Below are 17,168 nucleotides of genomic sequence, written 5' to 3'. Positions count from 1 at the left end.
CTACTCCCGTAAGTGACCATCGGGGAAGTTGACACGGCAGTATTTTTTTATGAAAGAAGATTTTGAAAAAAGAGGGGTATGGGAACTTATGCAGACATTGCGAACATTTAGTATTCGCTTCAACAAGTTGCTAATTGGCCTTCTAGCGGGCATAACCTTCCTGCTCACAGGGGGGGGGACAGAAAGTGTCAACGCTGTATCGGTCAATATAGCCCCGTCCGCATTCCTGACTGCAAGCTCGACCAACGTATCCGGAGGAGTTACATACTCCCCGGACAAGGCAGTTAACGGAATCAAGAACTCCAGCGAAAACCGCTGGCTGTCTAAATGGGACAGGTTGGAGCCGCACTGGCTTCAATTGGAATGGCGTTCGGAGCGGACAGTAAGCCAAGTTAAAGTTTGGAGCGGGAATGTCACCAGCGCCAATTGGCAAATCATCACATATGATGTCCAGTATTGGGACGGGACCCAGTGGCAAAACGCGGCTTCTGTCGTGAACAACGACAAAGACGGATATCTGGGACAGTATAACGATCTCAGCTTTTCGCCGGTCACGACGCACAAGCTGAGGATATATATTACGGACTCAAACAAGTTCGACTCGATTGCAAGACTATTGGAAATTGAAGTATATGAAGAGGTGCCGATGCAAGTAACAATTGGTGTGAACGATGCAGTCTACCACCAGACGATCGATGGGTGGGGAGGCAATATTTACACACGACAGATGAAGCGATTTGAGGAAGCCGATCCCGAATACATGAACAAAATGCTTACGGAGTTGACGACAACTCATGTTCGCAATGTCTCCATTTGGCACAAACTGGAGGAACAAAACGACAACTCCGATCCGCACGATTTCCAATGGAGCCAGTTTGCTGCTGGAGACACAGGCGAAGTTCACGAAGAATTCCTCGGCTTGCAGGAACTTATGCAAAGAGGGATAAAGCTTCATTTCAGCCCATGGCGCTTCCCTGACTGGATAGCAGGGAAACCTGCCGGCTATAACTGGAATGGCGCGCAGATGGAGCTTCCGATTGGTATGGATGACGAATTCGTAGAGAGTCTCGCTGGATATCTTTTATACGCCCGAGACCAATATGGTATCATATTCGACTACATTTCGATTGTTAATGAGCCATTGTACGGAGGCGTGTATATTAAGGGAATTACGCCGGAACGCTATGTTTCTTTGACTCAGAAGCTGAAAACCAAGCTGGAAGCACATCAGTATGATGCGGAGTATGTGGGCGGCGAGACAAATACCGCGACCTTGAACGCAGCAGAATGGACCGATACCGTATTTCAAAACGATACGAACGGCATTCTCAATGTTTTGTCGTATCACTCCTATGACCGAACACTCGAAGGACTTAAAGCTTACAACAACACGTCCGTTTCGTATCAAGCAAAGCTAGTCGTGGGCGAAGCCGAAGCTCAGACGCACGGGCAACTGTCGGACAAAAACACATGGCTTCGAGCCATGAAAAACGCCCTCGCATACTACGATTTGCTTGAATACGGCAATGTCAGTCTTATTTATTACTTTTGTTATTCGGCCACCGATACGGGCGGTTTGACCGCCTACAATCACTGGTTGAAGACGTGGTATCCAGTCTATGATATGCTGAAGCATTTCCATAACGGCATTCCAGCCGGGTCGGTCCGCATCGCAGCTGATTCAGTGAGCGATGTGCTCACTTTGGCCTTCAAGAAGCCGGACGGAAAGCTGGAAATAGTCCTTATCAACACTTCAGAGGAGACCGATCATGTCGTACAATTGATGGCTGGCACCCGCACATTTAATTTGATAACGAGCGATGATCAAGTGCGTTACCAAGCACTACCTGCGGTCACCAGCACATCGTCCGGCGGAGCCGTCTTTACGCTTGCGCCCAATAGCATCACTTCGCTTACCGAACAATGATTCTTAAAGCCCGATACAATCTCCAGGAGGTTATTATCCATGTCAGCCAATCATAAAAAATTTACAAAATACGCAGCCGCCATGCTGTGCTTGTTCATACTTGCAGCTTGCGGTAGTCAGAAGCCTAGAGACTCCGAAGGTGACTCTGCCGCAGGCAATCCCAATATTGCTGATCAACCGGCTGAGCTTACAATATACGACAGCTCAGGCAACAAGCTCGAATGGATCATGGATAACTATGGCAGCAAGCTCAAAGAAAAATTCCCTAAGTACACAATTACTATCATTCCGCAAGAAAACTCAAGATCGCTGGAAAACTTGATCGCATCTGGTGGAAATGCTGATATTATTACCAGTTCGACGGGCAGCATCGTATTCGATATGCAGATGCAAAGCGACATCAGTGACCTGATCGCAAAGTATAAATACGATCTGTCCAAGTTGGAGCCGACTACAGTCGAGATACAAAAAAAGCTGGCAAATGGCGGAGTATATGGACTCCCGGCATGGACGACTACAGGAGTTCTATTTTATAATAAGGATATCTTCGACAGATTTGGAGTGTCTTACCCGAAAGATGGTATGACATGGGACGAACTATACGAGATTGCAAAGAAAACGACCCGAAAAGACAGCGATGTCCAGTATCGGGGACTGTCGATGGCCTTCGAACACATCATGATGCTTAACCAATTTGGCGCCGCCCATATCGATTTTACTACGAACAAGTCGCTGTTCACCGCAGACAATTTCAAACAAGCATTTGAGAACCTGACCCGCTTCTATCAAATACCTGGGAACGGCATGCCAGGAAATAAGTTTTTCTTTGTGAACGAACAGGATCCATTTTACAAGAACAAAACGATTGCGATGTTTTTAACTTTGCACGGAGCAGGTAGGACCTATAAAGATATGGTGAATTGGGACACGGTTTCCTTGCCGGTATTTAAAGAAAAACCGGATATCGGCTCGCAGTCGTACCCGAACTTCTTCTTTATGTCCAAAACTAGCCGGAACCGTGATGCCGCGTTCCAAGTACTGACGTACCTCACTTCGAACGAATTCCAGGAGTTTGTGGTGCGCAATGGCTACATTCCGATACTGAAAGACCAATCGCTTTCACAGCAGATCGGCGCCGATATTCCGGAATACAAAGGGAAAAACATAAAGGCTGCTCTACCGAAAACGTTTGCTCAGCCGACGATTAAGACGAAATATCAGTCCATAGCTAATGCGGAGACCAGCGCTGCGCTGAATGCCGTCATGGCTGGAACGGACGTGAACACGGCGTTGCGTGAAGCCGGAGAACGAGTGGACAAAAAAATTGCCGAACAGTCAGGCGGAAAATAAGTATAATTAATTGAGCAGCAAGGGAATCTGCCTGAGAACGACAGGCTAGATTCCCTTTGAAGTTCTGCATGGAGGGGAGTTTTGTCCGTGATGCTCACATTCCAACACGTGAAGAAAGTTTCACTCGCGCTGCTCGGACCTGCCCTGCTCTCAGGCTGCCTTAAGCTGTTCGGTTCCGATGCCTCGAGTCTCCAGCAAAGCGCACCAGGTTCGGACCAGCCAATTACGGTCAGCATAACGACAGTTCTATACAGCAGTTCCCCTGATTTTTCTAGCTCTTTTTATCGTGAGCTGCAGCAGCGGATGGGGGTAAAACTTTCAATCCGGGCGATCCCCTATAACAACTACCACAATCAGTTCCAGATGGACTTAATCTCACAGAAGCTGACGGATATCGTCTTGAATCTCGATCCATACCTGGCATCGAGTCTTGGAGCCATACGGCAAGGAGCGTTTCACGACCTCACTCCGTATCTTAGTGACTCCCGCAAGTATCCGAATCTTGCGCGCATTCCGAAGACAATATGGGATAACGCGAAGATCTACGGCAAATTGTACGGTATTCCCCGGCCGACTGGCTTGACCGATCAGGCCCTTCATATCCGGAAAGACTGGTTGGACAAGTTGGGCCTGCCCATCCCCCGTACAATTGAAGAATATACGGAGGCTCTGCGCGCGTTCACCAAGCTTGATCCGGATGGGAATAATAATAGAGATACATATGGCTTGACCGTCTACGGGCCGACTTTAAACGCAGCTGCCGGTCCGCTAGGCTCTGCTTTCGGAGTCAATACTCCTACATTCGAGGGGGACCATTTGTTGATCCCGTTTATGACCGCGGGTTATCGTGATATGATCGTATGGTTTCGGGATTTGTATATGGAAGGCGTTATCCCGCCGATGTATATGCTGCAGTTGTACGGTCAGGAGAGAGAGCTGGCTAAGAACGGCAGGGCTGGTTCGATCGGCAATCCGCTGAACGGACTGTGGGATATTCAACTGGAGACGAAGAACCGCGATCCGGAAGCGGAATGGATTACGCTGTCTCCATTGAGAGGTCCTGGCGGGTATAGCAGCTTTCAACCACAGGGTTATCTAGGCGTGCTTATGATTGCTTCCCACGTTCCAAAGTCAAAAGTGGAGCGTATTCTTACCATTCTTGATCAAACGGCAACACAAACGTTTAAGGACTTCGAACGGTATGGGTTGAAGGGACAACATTATGATGTGCTGGACAACGGGACGATTCGGATTAATGAGGCGTTGCGGAAGGAGGAAATAGGAGATCTTTCGATTGGCGTAGGCTATTACGACCCGCATGCCAAGGCGGTTACTCCGAAAGCTACAGGAGATTTCAATGAGCGACAAATTCGACTGTCTGAGGAGTATGCCAGGGTTGGAGTGCCAACACCGCTGCAAGGACTCGTATCAGACACATATATAAGCCGGTTTGCAGATTTATTCAAAGATAAAAACATGTTATTGACCCAAGTCATTACTGGAGAGACTCCGATACAAGAATGGGATTACTACATTGCCCGGCTGAAGGAGGATCTTTATGTGCGTCAAATGATGCGTGAATACGCAGAGCAATACAGACTGATCCATGACAACACGACGTCACAAAATTCAGCCACCCGATCTGTTCCTTGACGAGTTGGTTTGAATATGGCCTCCATTGGTGGTCAAATCAGCCGTTGAATGCAAAGAAGATGAAGAAGGGAATGGTCAGTTTTGCTTACTTCTAGTACATTGTCAACTCTTATCATGTGGCTGCGTCCTGCAGAAATGAACAGTTGCAAGCTCGAATAAGGCACATTTTTAGCGTTGACAATGTACTAGGACGGGAATCGGGTGGAGATGGGGAGGTAGAGGGAGAATATGACGATCGATACAGCCGGCTTGAAAAGATTGCTCGCCGAGCAGTTTCCGAAATGGGCGCACCTTTCATTGGAGCCGTTCAGCTCAACGGGGACGGTGAATGCCATTTATAGACTGGGCGAAGATATGGTAGTTCGCTTGCCCTTTGACGAAGAGGGATCAGAGCAGGTGAAGAAGGAGTACCGCTGGCTGCCGGTCCTTGCGCCGTATTTGCCGCTTGCCGTCCCTGCGCCGCTCGTTCGGGGCTCCCCCGGCGAAAGCTACCCCTGGCACTGGTCCGTATACCGCTGGCTTCCCGGGGAGAACGGGATTGGCGGGCGGATCGACGATCCATACCAAACGGCGGTTTTGCTGGGACAATTCGTAGAAGCTCTGCACGGGCTTGACGCCAGCGGGGGACCGCCTCCGGGCCGGCATAACTTTTTCCGCGGCGTACCGCTCGCTACGCGGGATGCCGCTGTCCGCCAGGCGACCGGGGAATTGTCCGGCCTGATGAATACGGATGCCATCCTTCGCGCTTGGGAGAGGGCCCTTCAGGCACCGCTGTGGCAAGGAGTGCCCGTTTGGTTTCATGGCGATCTGCTTGCCGGAAACCTGCTGTTCGAACAAGGCCGGCTAAGCGCCGTCATCGACTTTGGGGGATTGGCCGTAGGAGATCCGGCATGCGACTGGCTGTTCGCTTGGAATTTGCTTTCCGTCGCCGACCGGGACAAGCTGCGCGGGGCTTTCTCCATCGACGACGCAACTTGGGCGCGTAGTCGCGGCTGGGCGTTGTCCGTAGGGGTGATTGCCCTTCCCTACTACGCAAGCTACAACCCCGTGTTCGCTGGCGTAGCGCGGCGCCTGATCGAGGAAGCTCTCGCCGATCACCGGGAAGGCGTATAGGAGCACGTAAGTCCTGCGTACGGATATACCAGAACACCCAAATGCTGCTCCGCCCTTCCGCCAAGTTACGGACTGGGTCGGGCAGCATTTGCGTTACCGGTTCCGGAGGCTTGCTTACATTACTCCCCGACCGTCCCGAAAGAAATTTTCATACTCGGCGCGTATGCGAAGGGAAGGGAGGCATTGCTGCTTTCGTACAAATGCAATTCGCATTCATACAAAGTATTCGCTCCTCAAGCGTCAGCCCGCGTTCCATTAACCGGCGCACATACGGCTCTCGATCGCCCGGAGAGTCGATCTGCACGGCCTTCAGCGTTTCGGCAAGCTTACCGATAACCGGCAGCGTCCGCGGGCTTGCCCGCATCCTGCACTTCGGCCATATACCGCCAGGCGTCGGGCCGCGAGCCGTCCAGATCATCGAAGCCGTATTGTTGCGCAAGCTCTCCGCTCGATAGCGACAGACCGTTCCAGCGGGAAACCTTGGGGTCCCCGGCCAAGGCAGCCACGGCACGTCCTACAAAACGCGGCGTTTCCGAGATGACGAAGTGCGGCTCCTTCGCCAACGCGTCGCGCCAATTGTCTTCCCGAACGCCAAAGGTTTCGAGCATGATCTCCGAGCGCATCCAGCCCGGCGTAACGGAGACGGCCGTGCATCCGTGCGGCCGCAGCTCGCGGGACAGAGATTGGGCCATGCGAATCACCGACGTTTTCGCCAAATCGTAAAATAGCGACAGCCGGTAGTGCTTGTCGTTGTAAGCCGCCGTCCCGTCCGTCATCTCCACCACCAGTCCGCTGTTGCCGCGGATCAGCAAGGGCAGTGCATAATGGCTCGTTATGATATGGGTGTCGATCGCAAGCCGAAGCATGCGAAGTCCGCCTTCCAGCGAATGCTCCCACACCGGCACATTCCATTCGATCAAATGCTCTGCTCCCCATATATCGTTGACGAGCACGTCCAGTTTCCCTTGTTCGTTCTCGATGCGCGCAAGGAGGGCTTGGACCTGGTGGGGAATAAGATGATCCACTTGAACCGCGATGCCTGTGCCGCCTGCCTCGTTTACAAGCGCTGCCGTTTCTTCAATCGTTTCCGGACGATTGTAGTCGGAGCGCTGGGTCCGTGTGGACCGGCCGGTTACGTACACGGTCGCACCCGCCGCTCCGAGCTCGATAGCGATCCCCCGACCGGCCCCGCGTGTAGCGCCTGCGACCAAAGCTACTTTTCCTTCCAAAGGTTTCATCATTGTTTACCCCTTTCCCGGATATGTCTCTATCGTAAGGCATAAACAAGACAAGGAGTGTCATATTGCACGCATGCATCGATATCTTGTTTTGAATTCAATAGTGACGTCCGAGCAGGTCGCAGCGGTTCCAATTGGCCGATAGATCGCGAGTTTTCTTCAGCGCAAACGGTCTCTCCGAACGTTTCTTCCATTTTTAAATATCTTCCGCAGATACCAGATTCCATTTCTTCTTTTCATTCAATGTTAGGGTAGCTACGTGAGCTTGTCCATTCGCTCTTTCCCAGATAACCTTAACCAAGTTTTTATCCTTATTGGCGGCATCCGATTGAGGCGATTATTCAATTGACTCCGGGGCAGGAGGCGTTCGGTCTCCGGTCGCTGGCCGTCGTGCAGGCGCATTATCCGCCGATCGTCGAAGAGATCCGGGGGATGTCCGAAGGACTCCGGTGCACGTTCGAGCGTTCAGGAGGCGATCGGGCAGCTGCGCAGCTTGCCGATCGGTGCGTCTCAAAACATCATGATGGCGGACAAGCACGGGGATATGGCCGTCGTCGAATGCTGCTCGGAGCGGATGGCGGTCCGGACTCCGAAGGAGGGGGAGCGGTTTGTCATCACCTCGAACCATTTTACGGAGCCCTCCATGCTGGTCTACGACGGAAGACCGGAAGGAAACTGGTTTTTCTCCGAAACGCGATACGAAACCGCTCTGCGCGTTTTGCGCATGTCCGGGCACGGCTGCGATGCCATCGAGCTGGCCAAGCGCATTTTATCCGGCAAGCTTGGCTTCGCCTGTCAGTACAAGAAGGAAATGAATTTCGATAGCTTATGGTCGTTTATCGTTCGGCTGAACGATCTAACTCTGTTCAGGGCGGAAGGAAACCCAAGCAGAGTGAAGTACGCCGAGGATACGCGACTGGCATGGGCCATGCAGAAAAAAAAGGGCGCCTTCAAAGGTTACTTTACCCGATAGGACAGCCACCAGTAGCAATCGCCAACCGTGATATTCAGTTCAGTTGAGAATGGTTCGAAAATGTCGCGAAGTTCTTTTGGAGTATAGTAGTTTTTGAGAATTTCGTGTTTGCTGCCATCGGGTAGTTCACGTCGTTTGTAAGTATCGGCTTTACCCGGTTTGACGAGAAGCTCGCCGCCAATCCCGGGGTTCAGTACATTGTCGGCCATATATACAACTGCCCTTGCTTCAATCCGTTGATGCAAACCGTTCAAGAAACTCAAAATTTGCGATTTGGGGACATGCGAGAACCAGAACATGGCAAGGGCAGCGTTAAACGTACCGGGGACTGCTTGAAGCGTATAGGCATCGCCATCGAGAAAGGTCGCTTGTTCCGGCCCTAGCCCCTTATGCATAGCGATCTTTAACGCTTCCGGGGAAGCGTCGATCCCGGTTATATGGGCCGTTCTTGCGGCTTTTTGTGTCCAGTATCCCGTACCGCAGGCAATTTCCAGCACTTGCTTGCCGGTTAGAGCACGGCTCAGATCGTTTTCGATAGCCAGCAGCTCCTTTTGGCGAACAGGGTCATCGCGAAAGTAAACTCGTTCATAATGAGCTGCCCGCTGCGCGTAATACGCTCGCAAAATATCGCTATTGTCATCGTCCAAAGCCTGGTTTAACTCGATTTCACGATTTAAGGCTGCAAGATTGTCCTGCATTTCCGCAATATGACGCTGCAGCTTTTCGCGATGCTGTTCGAGTATGCTCCGGCGATCCGATAAGGTGCCCGCCCCCCGTATTCTCCATTCGGCCAGTTGTTTCATATGACTAATCGACATGCCGGTTTTGCGCAGGCGCGCAACAAGCTGTAACCAAGCCAGGTCCCGTTCCTCATAAATACGGTGCCCGTTACGCAGCCGTCCGATTTCTTGCAGAATTCCCTCCTTCTCGTAATAACGCAGTGTGTGCAAACTTATCCCGGTGAACTGCGACAGCTGCCTTATCGTATAACGATTGTCCATTTGACATTCCCTTCGTTTTCTAACATCATACATGTTAGAGTTCAGTCGAAGACAAGTGGAATTTTGAGGCGACAGCCCGTGTCTTCAACAGGGTTACCTCGGATCGGGCGGCGTCGGAACGGCGGGGTCGTTATTTCGGCCGAGCCTTCTGCTTGCGGTTTCCCGTTGTCCGGTAGCCGGAACGTGAGCGCCCGCCTTGGCCAGGCCATAAACCGGCATGTTGTTGTACACGGATTCGTACTGCCCTTCCTGGATCAAATACGTTTCATGGTAAATCCCGACGGTGCCGCTTGTTCCGACTTTCTGGTTGAAATCGCGCCAAGCTTTCAGATGGGTTGCGCCCTTTCGCGCGTATTCCTCCAACTGCTCGAACGATTTCCAATACTGAATAAGGGTTACCCCGCGCCACGATAGATGGTAGCTGGCTTCCAGGAATCCCAGCTGCGGGTTGCGGTACAGCTCCTGAAGCATCGGACCCATTGCCTTAAACACCGGCAGCCATTTGTGTACCGCCCACAAGCGGTTGATCCGCATTCCGATCACGAATACTACGAACGGTCCATCCAACTGCGCCGTATATCGGCCGGGCATTACTTTGCTCATGCTCGCATCGCTCCTTTATTTCTTTTCCAATAAGGCAAGATGGGCTTCGTAAACGGCGGCAATTTCGGTGGTGGCGTACAACTGGGCGGTCAAGAACGCTCCGTAAAAAACCGTAAACAGCCCCTTCACGGCCAGCTCTACCGAAATATCTGCCCTTAGCCTGCCATCGGCTTCCGCCTCCGTCATGCACCGCTGAAACAGCTCGAACATATTCGGAGTCCGGGCCCCCAGCTCCTCGTGGCCGGGAAACAGCAGCCGAACCTCCGCTTGACTCAGCTCGGGCATGCGGGGATGCATGTTCCTTTCCGCCAGGAAAGCGATCAGGCTCGGAATAATACCGGGATAGGCTGCGGACTGTTCCGCCACTTTATGCAGCAGATGCCGGACTGCCGAGAACCCCCGCATCCGCTCCGCTTCGATCTCGATCATCCGCTCCGTCAGCCATACCCGCATAAAGTAAACGAGCAGGTCATCTTTTGTTTGAAAAAACTTGAAGAACGTGACCCGGGACACTTCCGCCTTGCGGCAAATATCGTCGAGCAGTACGTCCCGGAACATGCCTTCTCCCAACAAGGACAACGCCGCTTCGTACAAGGCCACTTTGTTTCGTGCTTTTTTCAGTTCCCGCAAGGGAAGGTCTGCATAAATAATAGAAGATGCCTCCTAGAACATTGACTTCAATAAATAAATTAACTCATGTAAATTTACTTTGTCAAGATAAAGTAACAGTTTAAGGACAGACTTTGTACTAGTAGTTTGCAACCGTTCCGATGTGTTATAGTAAACGAAAAGTCGTCCGTCCCGATTCGCGGGCATGCATTAAGGAGCTTGGACATGAATATGACGTTGATGGATGCGAGATTGCGCATTTTGGTGACGGCGAAGAAGCTGTTCGCCAAGCAAGGATACGATGGGACGAGCGTCCGGGAAATCAGCAAGCAGGCCGGTACGAACTTGGCTATGATTTCTTATTACTTTGGGGGAAAAGATCAAATTTTCGAAGCGTTATTCGAGACGTTCATGCCGCTCGACCGGGTTGACCGAATGGGGCAGTCCGAATCAGCCGAGCCGGCCGAGCAGCTTCGGGTGCTTATACGGGATATGATCGACTTTCGTCTCAAGGACCCCGAAATTATTAGCATTCTCCGCCATGAAATGAATTTGCGAACTGCGCGTTATGAAATCGTGCAGCGACATGTTTTGCCGATGTATGCCAAAATCCAGAACGTTCTCCAGCGGGGGCGAGCGGCCGGCGTGTTTCGGTTCGAATCGCTCGATACGATTCTGCTGTTCGTGATGGCTTCGATCTTTGCCCATTCCAGCCGCGGCCAGATTGCCCCGATCGCAACCGAAGAGGGCCAGCCGTCCTACGAGGAGCTATTGAGAGATTTGACGGCTTACGTATTGCAAGGATTAGGCGTACAACCAAACGCCGTATACGAACCTTCCGCTCTCCAATCCCCTTCCCCAAGCAATTGAACCAAAATCCGGCGAATAGTTCCGCTCCGGTTCCGCAAGCTGTCATCTTCCTCAAAGCCGCCGTCGTTTTTCGTTGGCGCTTCTTTTTCATGCGCTTTTTACGGAATTAATAACATATATTTACAAAAACAAACATACGTTTAATTTTTCTGTTGACAACAATCCAGGCTATCTCTTATTCTAATGTCATATATTCATAGCGAAATAGTATGAATATCGACTGAGGGTGTATTTCCCTGCGAAGGAGAGTGTCTGACTTGAGCGTTCCAGACGGGCAGTCGCCCGGCGTATCCGATCGGCTGGATCCGGCGTCTCCGCCGGTTGTCGTCAAGCTGTCGGAAGTGAGCAAAAGGTATGAAAACGGCAAAACGGCAGTTGGAGACGTAAGCCTGGACATTCGCCAAGGGGAGTTCATCTCCTTCGTAGGTCCATCCGGCTGCGGGAAGTCGACGGTGTTCCGCATGATTGCCGGCCTGACGCCTCCAAGCGAAGGCGGCATCGAAGTGTTGGGCGGAACATCCCTGCAGGCAAGAACAAGCAATCAGGTCGCTTTCGTGTTTCAGGAGGCGACGTTAATGCCGTGGAGCAGCATCCTCGATAACGTTACGCTTCCTTTGAAGCTTGCGGGCTTACCCGCAAAGCGCAGACAGCAGGAAGGGATTCAGGCGCTCGAGCTGGTCGGTCTCGGGGACTATGCCAAGGCGCTGCCCCGCCAGCTGTCGGGCGGCATGAAGATGAGGGCGTCGATTGCCCGCGCGCTTGTCGCCAAGCCCAAGCTGCTGCTGATGGACGAGCCCTTCGGAGCTCTGGACGAGATGACCCGCCAGACGCTGCAGGAGGAGCTGCTGGCCATCTGGCAGCGCGAGCGGGACATGACGGTGCTGTTCGTCACGCATAACGTATTCGAGGCGGTCTATTTATCCACCCGGATTGCGGTCATGACGTCCAGCCCGGGGAAAGTGGCGCAGCTTATCGATGTGCCGTTCGCTTACCCGCGGGAAGAGGAGTTTCGGGCATCGCCGGAGTTCGGCGATTACGTCCGGCAAGTATCGGCGGCGTTGCACGGCCCGGGCGGGAGGTTGTCGCGCAATGGTGCTTAAACGGAAGGGGACGATTTTGCCTCCGGTTATCGCTTTTATCATCGTTGTGGGCCTTTGGCAGTTCGGCCTCGCTTTGCTCGGAACGCCCGCCTACTTGTTTCCCAAACCGACCGATGTAGTGGCCGCCGCGATCGATAACGGTCCCGCGCTGCTGGAATCGGCGGCCACGACGGCGCTCGAGTCGCTGCTCGGCTTCCTGCTCAGCATCGTCGTCGGCGTGACGGGCGCTATCGTGCTCGCATTGTCGAAGCCGATCGAGAAGAGCGTGTATCCGTACGCGATCATTTTGCAAACCGTCCCGATCGTCGCCATCGCGCCGCTTATCGTCATCTGGTTCGGCTCGGGCATAAACGCGATCGTCTGCATCTCTTTTCTCGTCTGCTTCTTTCCTATTTTGTCCAATACGCTAATCGGGCTCAATTCGACCGATCAAGGCTTGAAAAATTTGTTTTATTTGTATTCCGCCTCCCGCTGGCAGACGATGCGGTCGCTGCGCATTCCGGCCGCGCTGCCTTATATCGTGGCCGGCTTGAAAATTTCGTGCACGTTGTCGGTGATCGGGGCGATCGTCGGCGAATATGTCGCCGGCATCGGCGGCGGACGGGGAGGACTCGGCTTCGCCATCACGTTCGCGGCTGCCCGGCTGCAAACCCCGTACCTGTTTGCCTGCGGACTGGCGGCCTCCGTGCTCGGCATCGTCTTTTTTCTGATCGTCAACCTGTTGTCCAAGCGTCTTCTCGGTTCGTGGCACGAATCGGAAATGAAGGCGGAGAAGTAAAAAAAATCAATATGCCGCGTGCATGCTATGGAGGAATGACCCGTGTTGAATACATTTTCGCGTAAAACGATCGTGATGGTCGGCTTGCTTGTGCTGCTCTCCCAACTGCTGGCCGCTTGCGGCAAAGGAAACACCGGCAGCTCCTCGCCGGAGGTCAAAACTCCCGCTTCTGCGCCTGCGCCGAGCGCGTCGCCGGATAAACCGGCTCAGCTTACAAAGGTAACCCAGGTGCTCGACTGGTTTCCGGGAGCTACGCATACGGGCTTCTACGCTGCCCAAGCGAAAGGCTTCTACAAGGATGAAAATCTGGATGTTACGATCGAACCGGGCGGCCCGCAAGTATCCGCCGTGCAGATCGTCGCTTCGGGCAAAGCGAATTTTGGCGTAGGGAGCGCCGACACTCTGCTGCTCGCCCGCGAGCAAGGGATTCCGATCGTGGGTCTCGCGGCTACGCTGCAAAATGCGCCGAACGCGCTCTTTTTCCACAAAGGCGCCAACATCAAAAGCTTCAACGATCTCAACGGACGCTCGGTGCAAGTTGCGCTGACCGCTCCCTACTGGACTTATTTGAAAGAAACGTACAAGCTCGACAAAGTGAAGGAGCTGCAGTACAACGGCCAGTTCGCGAATTTCATGAACGATAAGGATGCGGTTATTCAAGGCTATTTGACCAGCGACATCTTTACGTTCAAGAAGCAGAACGTCGAGGTGGACCATCTGCTCGTCTCCGATTCCGGCTATTCGCCATACTACACCATTATTTTTACGACCGAAGCTTATTTGAAGGAACACCCTGAGGTGGTGAAGGCTTATCTGAAGGCGAGCGCCAAAGGCTGGAACTATTTCAAGGATAACGTCGGCGAGGCGAATAAAGCGCTGGCGGCGAACATGCAGGACGCCAACATGGAGGAGCTCAACTATTCCGGCAACGCGCTGAAAGAATTCATCTTCGGCGGCGACGCGGCCAAATACGGCTACGGGTACATGAGCAAGGAGCGCTGGGTTCAGCTGCACGAGCAGCTGCGCAAGTCCGGTGTCTTGAAGAAAGACGTCGACGTGAATCAAGTGTTTAAGACCGATTACTTGCCTAAATAAGCGACAACGCGGAGCGTCTCGCCCGTCGACGGCGCGGGACGCTGGATAGGAGACGGCGATGAGCAGGAAAAGAATGCGTCTGAATGCGGTCGAGATGGCCAATCCCGTTCAGGACAATGCGGGACTATGGAGATACCCGAACAACAAGGTGGACCGTTACAAGGATTTGGATTACTGGATCGAGCTGGCGAAGCTGCTGGAGCGGGGACGGTTCGATTCGGTCTTCTTCGCCGACATCCTGGGCACGTACGACGTTTATCGCGGAAGCCGGGACACTGCCCTGCGGGAAGGGATGTATACGCCGACCAACGATCCGTCTTTTGCGATTCCGGCGATGGCGGCCGTTACCGAGCACCTCGGTTTTGCCCTGACGGCGTCGTTATCCTACGAGCATCCTTATGCCTTGGCCCGCAAAATGTCGACGCTGGATCACCTGACCGACGGCCGGATCGGCTGGAATATGGTCATGTCCAATCTGGAAAGCGCGGCCCGCAATTTCGGTCTGGACCGGCAGCTGGAGCACGACGAAAGATACGACCGCGGAGACGAGTATCTGGATGTCGTCTACAAGCTGTGGCAGCAAAGCTGGGAAGACGATTCGGTCGAGAAGGATAGGGACAAGCGCGTGTATGCGAACCCGGACAAGGTTCACGACATCGGCCATGAAGGGAACTATTTCCGGGTTCCGGGCATCCATTTGTGCGAGCCGTCGCTTCAGCGGACGCCCGTGCTGTTCCAGGCCGGCTCCTCCAACCGGGGAAGGGAGTTCGCCGCCAAGCATGCGGAGTGCATTTTCCTCAACGCGATGACCGAGGAAGAAACGAAGTTTCTCGTAGGAGATATTCGCGAGCGCGCGGCCCGCTACGGGCGCAACCCGGAAGACGTGCTGTTCTTTCCGAAGCTCAATCCCGTCATCGGGGATACGGAGGAGGAAGCGCTCGAGAAGCTGCAAAGCTACTTGGCTTATTCGAGCCCGGAAGGCGCGCTGTCCCTTTTGTCCGTTTGGATCGGCACCGACTTTTCCAAGTTCGGGGCGCAAGAGCTGCTCGAATTTATCCAGAACGGGGAGAAGCGCAGCGGAACGAATTATTTGCTGGAGTTTTTCGCCCGCAACGAGCCGGACAAGGAGTGGCGCATCGAGGAGCTGGCGAAGTTTTTCGCCTTCGGGGGAGTCGGTTCCCTGGTGGTCGGCACGCCGGCGCAAATTGCCGATAAGCTGGAGCAGTTTATGGACAACACGGGAGTGGACGGCTTCAATATCGCCTACATTACGCGTCCGGGGACGTTCGAGGAATTTATCGACAAGGTGGTGCCCGAGCTTCAGCGCCGCGGACGGATGCAGACCGAATATGAGCAGGGGACTTTCCGCAACAAGCTGTTCGGGCAAGGGGACCGTCTGCCGCCGGAGCACCCAGGCTCGCGCATCACATGGGAGGAGATTCGAACATCATGAGCAAGCGCAAACGCATTTATTTGAACGCGATTACGATCAACGGCGTCGCCCCCGCCCCGGGCATGTGGGCGCATCCGGACGATCGCGGCAGCGAATATACGAGTCTTCGTTACTGGACGGAATTGGCGAAAACGTTGGAGCGCGGGCATTTCGACGCTTTGTTCCTTGCGGATATGCTCGGAGTGCCGGACGTGTACGAGGGCAAGCGAGACGCCGCCCTGCGCCAGGCGATTCAAATTCCGCTGAACGATCCGGGGTATTTGATACCCGCGATGGCTGCGGTCACAAAGCATCTAGGCTTTGCGGTGACGTACTCGACGACATACGAGCATCCTTATGCGCTCGCACGCAAGCTGACGACGCTCGATCATCTGACGAAGGGCCGGATCGGCTGGAATATCGTCACCTCCGCTCTGGAGAGCGCCGCGCTCAATTTCGGCCTGGACGAGCAGATCGACAAGGTGGAGCGGTATAACCGGGCCGACGAATATATGGACGTGGTGTACAAGCTGTGGCAGCGCAGTTGGGAGGACGATGCGGTCGTGATGGACCGTGAAAACGGCGTGTACGTCGATCCGTCGAAGGTTCACGATATTCGGCACGAGGGCAAGCATTACCGCGTTCCCGGCATTCATCTCGGCGAGCCTTCGCCGCAGCGGACACCGGTGCTGTTCCAAGCGGGCAATTCCGATCGCGGCCGCGAGTTCGCGGCCAAGCATGCGGAGAGCATCTACATTAATACGCCGACAGTGGAAGCGACCCGCGCGATCGTCCGGGATATTCGTTCGCGGGCCGAGCGTTACGGGCGCGATCCGAGCCGGATTCTCTTCTACCCCAAGCTGACGCCGATCGTCGCCAAGACGCAAACCGAGGCGCAAAGCAAATACGAGAGCTACTTGCGCTATTCCAGCACCGAAGGCATCCTGGCTTTGTTTGGAGCTTGGTCGGGCATCGATTTCGCCAAGGCCGGCAAGGACAAGCTGAAGGAATTCGTCCGCAAGTTCGATACGCGCGGAGCGATGGTCGAGGCGGAAGCGGCGGAGCCGGGACGTTCTTGGACGGAGACGGAGCTGGCCAATTTTTGCGCGTTCGGCACCAGCTCCTTGTCCATCGGCACCCCGCAGCAGATCGCAGAGGAGATGGAGCGGTTCGTGGATGAAACCGGGGTCGACGGCTTTAGCGTCGGGCAGATCGTGCAGCCGGGTACGATAAGCGATTTCGTCGATCTGGTCGTTCCGGAATTGCAGCGGCGGGGGCTCGTCCAGTCGGAGTACGCCGAAGGCACTTACCGGGACAAATTGTTCGGGCAAGGCCCCCGCTTGCTGCCGGATCATCCCGGGGCAAGTGTGGAAATTGGAAAATAAGGCGTCGTGAAACCGCGGCTTTGCGGCAAAACGATCCGAGA

15 protein-coding genes are annotated in these 17,168 nt (G+C 53.8%); 11 read left to right on the top strand and 4 right to left on the bottom strand.

Going from position 1 to position 17,168, the window contains the following annotated elements:
* Positions 1 to 49 precede the first annotated feature (49 nt).
* The 4 genes from ABD796_RS02105 to ABD796_RS02090 all read left to right on the top strand — a co-directional run bounded on the left by ABD796_RS02105 (position 50) and on the right by ABD796_RS02090 (position 6,043).
* A complete protein-coding gene (locus ABD796_RS02105) occupies positions 50 to 1,927 on the top strand; it encodes a DUF7402 domain-containing protein (RefSeq protein WP_344902078.1) in 1,878 nt (625 codons plus the stop codon).
* Positions 1,928 to 1,966: 39 nt separating this feature from the next.
* Positions 1,967 to 3,277: an ABC transporter substrate-binding protein gene (locus ABD796_RS02100; RefSeq protein WP_344902075.1), complete on the top strand. Its 1,311-nt coding sequence runs from the start codon at positions 1,967 to 1,969 to the stop codon at positions 3,275 to 3,277.
* 90 nt (positions 3,278 to 3,367) lie between these two features.
* Positions 3,368 to 4,930: an extracellular solute-binding protein gene (locus ABD796_RS02095; protein ID WP_344904164.1), complete on the top strand. Its 1,563-nt coding sequence runs from the start codon at positions 3,368 to 3,370 to the stop codon at positions 4,928 to 4,930.
* Positions 4,931 to 5,158: 228 nt separating this feature from the next.
* Positions 5,159 to 6,043: an aminoglycoside phosphotransferase family protein gene (locus ABD796_RS02090; RefSeq protein ID WP_344902072.1), complete on the top strand. Its 885-nt coding sequence runs from the start codon at positions 5,159 to 5,161 to the stop codon at positions 6,041 to 6,043.
* Positions 6,044 to 6,369: 326 nt separating this feature from the next.
* Here the strand turns inward: ABD796_RS02090 and ABD796_RS02085 are convergent, their stop codons facing one another.
* Positions 6,370 to 7,281 (bottom strand): SDR family oxidoreductase, encoded by a 912-nt coding sequence (locus ABD796_RS02085; RefSeq protein WP_344904161.1) that lies wholly within the window; start codon positions 7,279 to 7,281, stop codon positions 6,370 to 6,372.
* A 400-nt stretch (positions 7,282 to 7,681) separates the two neighbouring features.
* Here ABD796_RS02085 and ABD796_RS02080 point away from each other — a divergent pair, with 400 nt between their 5' ends.
* A complete protein-coding gene (locus tag ABD796_RS02080; protein WP_344904158.1) occupies positions 7,682 to 8,254 on the top strand; it encodes a carcinine hydrolase/isopenicillin-N N-acyltransferase family protein in 573 nt (190 codons plus the stop codon).
* On the opposite strand, the gene ABD796_RS02075 is transcribed toward ABD796_RS02080, so the two are convergent.
* The 3 genes from ABD796_RS02075 to ABD796_RS02065 form a co-directional block, all read right to left on the bottom strand.
* A complete protein-coding gene (locus ABD796_RS02075; RefSeq protein WP_344902069.1) occupies positions 8,239 to 9,255 on the bottom strand; it encodes a MerR family transcriptional regulator in 1,017 nt (338 codons plus the stop codon). The genes ABD796_RS02080 and ABD796_RS02075 overlap by 16 nt on opposite strands.
* A gap of 93 nt (positions 9,256 to 9,348) precedes the next feature.
* Positions 9,349 to 9,858: a DUF4188 domain-containing protein gene (locus ABD796_RS02070; protein WP_344902066.1), complete on the bottom strand. Its 510-nt coding sequence runs from the start codon at positions 9,856 to 9,858 to the stop codon at positions 9,349 to 9,351.
* Positions 9,859 to 9,873: 15 nt separating this feature from the next.
* The gene (locus tag ABD796_RS02065; protein WP_344904155.1) at positions 9,874 to 10,506 is read right to left on the bottom strand and encodes a TetR/AcrR family transcriptional regulator; all 633 of its coding nucleotides are present in this window, start codon (positions 10,504 to 10,506) and stop codon (positions 9,874 to 9,876) included.
* A gap of 186 nt (positions 10,507 to 10,692) precedes the next feature.
* Here ABD796_RS02065 and ABD796_RS02060 point away from each other — a divergent pair, with 186 nt between their 5' ends.
* The 6 genes from ABD796_RS02060 to ABD796_RS02035 all read left to right on the top strand — a co-directional run bounded on the left by ABD796_RS02060 (position 10,693) and on the right by ABD796_RS02035 (position 17,127).
* Entirely contained in the window at positions 10,693 to 11,337 is a 645-nt protein-coding gene (locus tag ABD796_RS02060; protein ID WP_344902063.1) for a TetR family transcriptional regulator, read from the top strand.
* A gap of 257 nt (positions 11,338 to 11,594) precedes the next feature.
* Positions 11,595 to 12,437, top strand: coding sequence for an ABC transporter ATP-binding protein (locus ABD796_RS02055; protein ID WP_344902060.1), 843 nt, complete (start codon positions 11,595 to 11,597; stop codon positions 12,435 to 12,437).
* On the top strand, positions 12,427 to 13,215 hold the full coding sequence (locus tag ABD796_RS02050) for an ABC transporter permease (RefSeq protein ID WP_344902057.1): 789 nt from the start codon (positions 12,427 to 12,429) through the stop codon (positions 13,213 to 13,215). The genes ABD796_RS02055 and ABD796_RS02050 overlap by 11 nt, the downstream gene beginning before the upstream one ends.
* Positions 13,216 to 13,257: 42 nt before the next feature.
* Positions 13,258 to 14,310 (top strand): ABC transporter substrate-binding protein, encoded by a 1,053-nt coding sequence (locus ABD796_RS02045; protein WP_344902054.1) that lies wholly within the window; start codon positions 13,258 to 13,260, stop codon positions 14,308 to 14,310.
* A 58-nt stretch (positions 14,311 to 14,368) separates the two neighbouring features.
* Positions 14,369 to 15,763 carry an LLM class flavin-dependent oxidoreductase gene (locus tag ABD796_RS02040; RefSeq protein ID WP_344902051.1) on the top strand — a complete coding sequence of 465 codons (1,395 nt, stop codon included), beginning with the start codon at positions 14,369 to 14,371 and terminating at the stop codon, positions 15,761 to 15,763.
* Complete coding sequence (locus tag ABD796_RS02035; protein WP_344902048.1) at positions 15,760 to 17,127, top strand: LLM class flavin-dependent oxidoreductase; 1,368 nt, start codon at positions 15,760 to 15,762, stop codon at positions 17,125 to 17,127. Before ABD796_RS02040 ends, ABD796_RS02035 begins: the two co-directional genes overlap by 4 nt.
* The last annotated feature ends 41 nt before the right edge of the window (positions 17,128 to 17,168 follow it).

Source organism: Paenibacillus hodogayensis (assembly GCF_039536325.1).
Lineage (GTDB): Bacteria > Bacillota > Bacilli > Paenibacillales > NBRC-103111 > Paenibacillus_AB > Paenibacillus_AB hodogayensis.
This window is presented reverse-complemented; position numbering and strand designations above follow the sequence as displayed.

Bases quoted from the DNA above. Each gene is read 5' to 3' on its own strand.
- ABD796_RS02105 (WP_344902078.1), top strand. From the start codon at position 50: ATGAAAGAAGATTTTGAAAAAAGAGGGGTATGGGAACTTATGCAGACA.
- ABD796_RS02100 (WP_344902075.1), top strand. From the start codon at position 1,967: ATGTCAGCCAATCATAAAAAATTTACAAAATACGCAGCCGCCATGCTG.
- ABD796_RS02095 (WP_344904164.1), top strand. From the start codon at position 3,368: ATGCTCACATTCCAACACGTGAAGAAAGTTTCACTCGCGCTGCTCGGA.
- ABD796_RS02090 (WP_344902072.1), top strand. From the start codon at position 5,159: ATGACGATCGATACAGCCGGCTTGAAAAGATTGCTCGCCGAGCAGTTT.
- ABD796_RS02085 (WP_344904161.1), bottom strand. From the start codon at position 7,281: ATGAAACCTTTGGAAGGAAAAGTAGCTTTGGTCGCAGGCGCTACACGC.
- ABD796_RS02075 (WP_344902069.1), bottom strand. From the start codon at position 9,255: ATGGACAATCGTTATACGATAAGGCAGCTGTCGCAGTTCACCGGGATA.
- ABD796_RS02070 (WP_344902066.1), bottom strand. From the start codon at position 9,858: ATGAGCAAAGTAATGCCCGGCCGATATACGGCGCAGTTGGATGGACCG.
- ABD796_RS02060 (WP_344902063.1), top strand. From the start codon at position 10,693: ATGAATATGACGTTGATGGATGCGAGATTGCGCATTTTGGTGACGGCG.
- ABD796_RS02050 (WP_344902057.1), top strand. From the start codon at position 12,427: ATGGTGCTTAAACGGAAGGGGACGATTTTGCCTCCGGTTATCGCTTTT.
- ABD796_RS02040 (WP_344902051.1), top strand. From the start codon at position 14,369: ATGAGCAGGAAAAGAATGCGTCTGAATGCGGTCGAGATGGCCAATCCC.
- ABD796_RS02035 (WP_344902048.1), top strand. From the start codon at position 15,760: ATGAGCAAGCGCAAACGCATTTATTTGAACGCGATTACGATCAACGGC.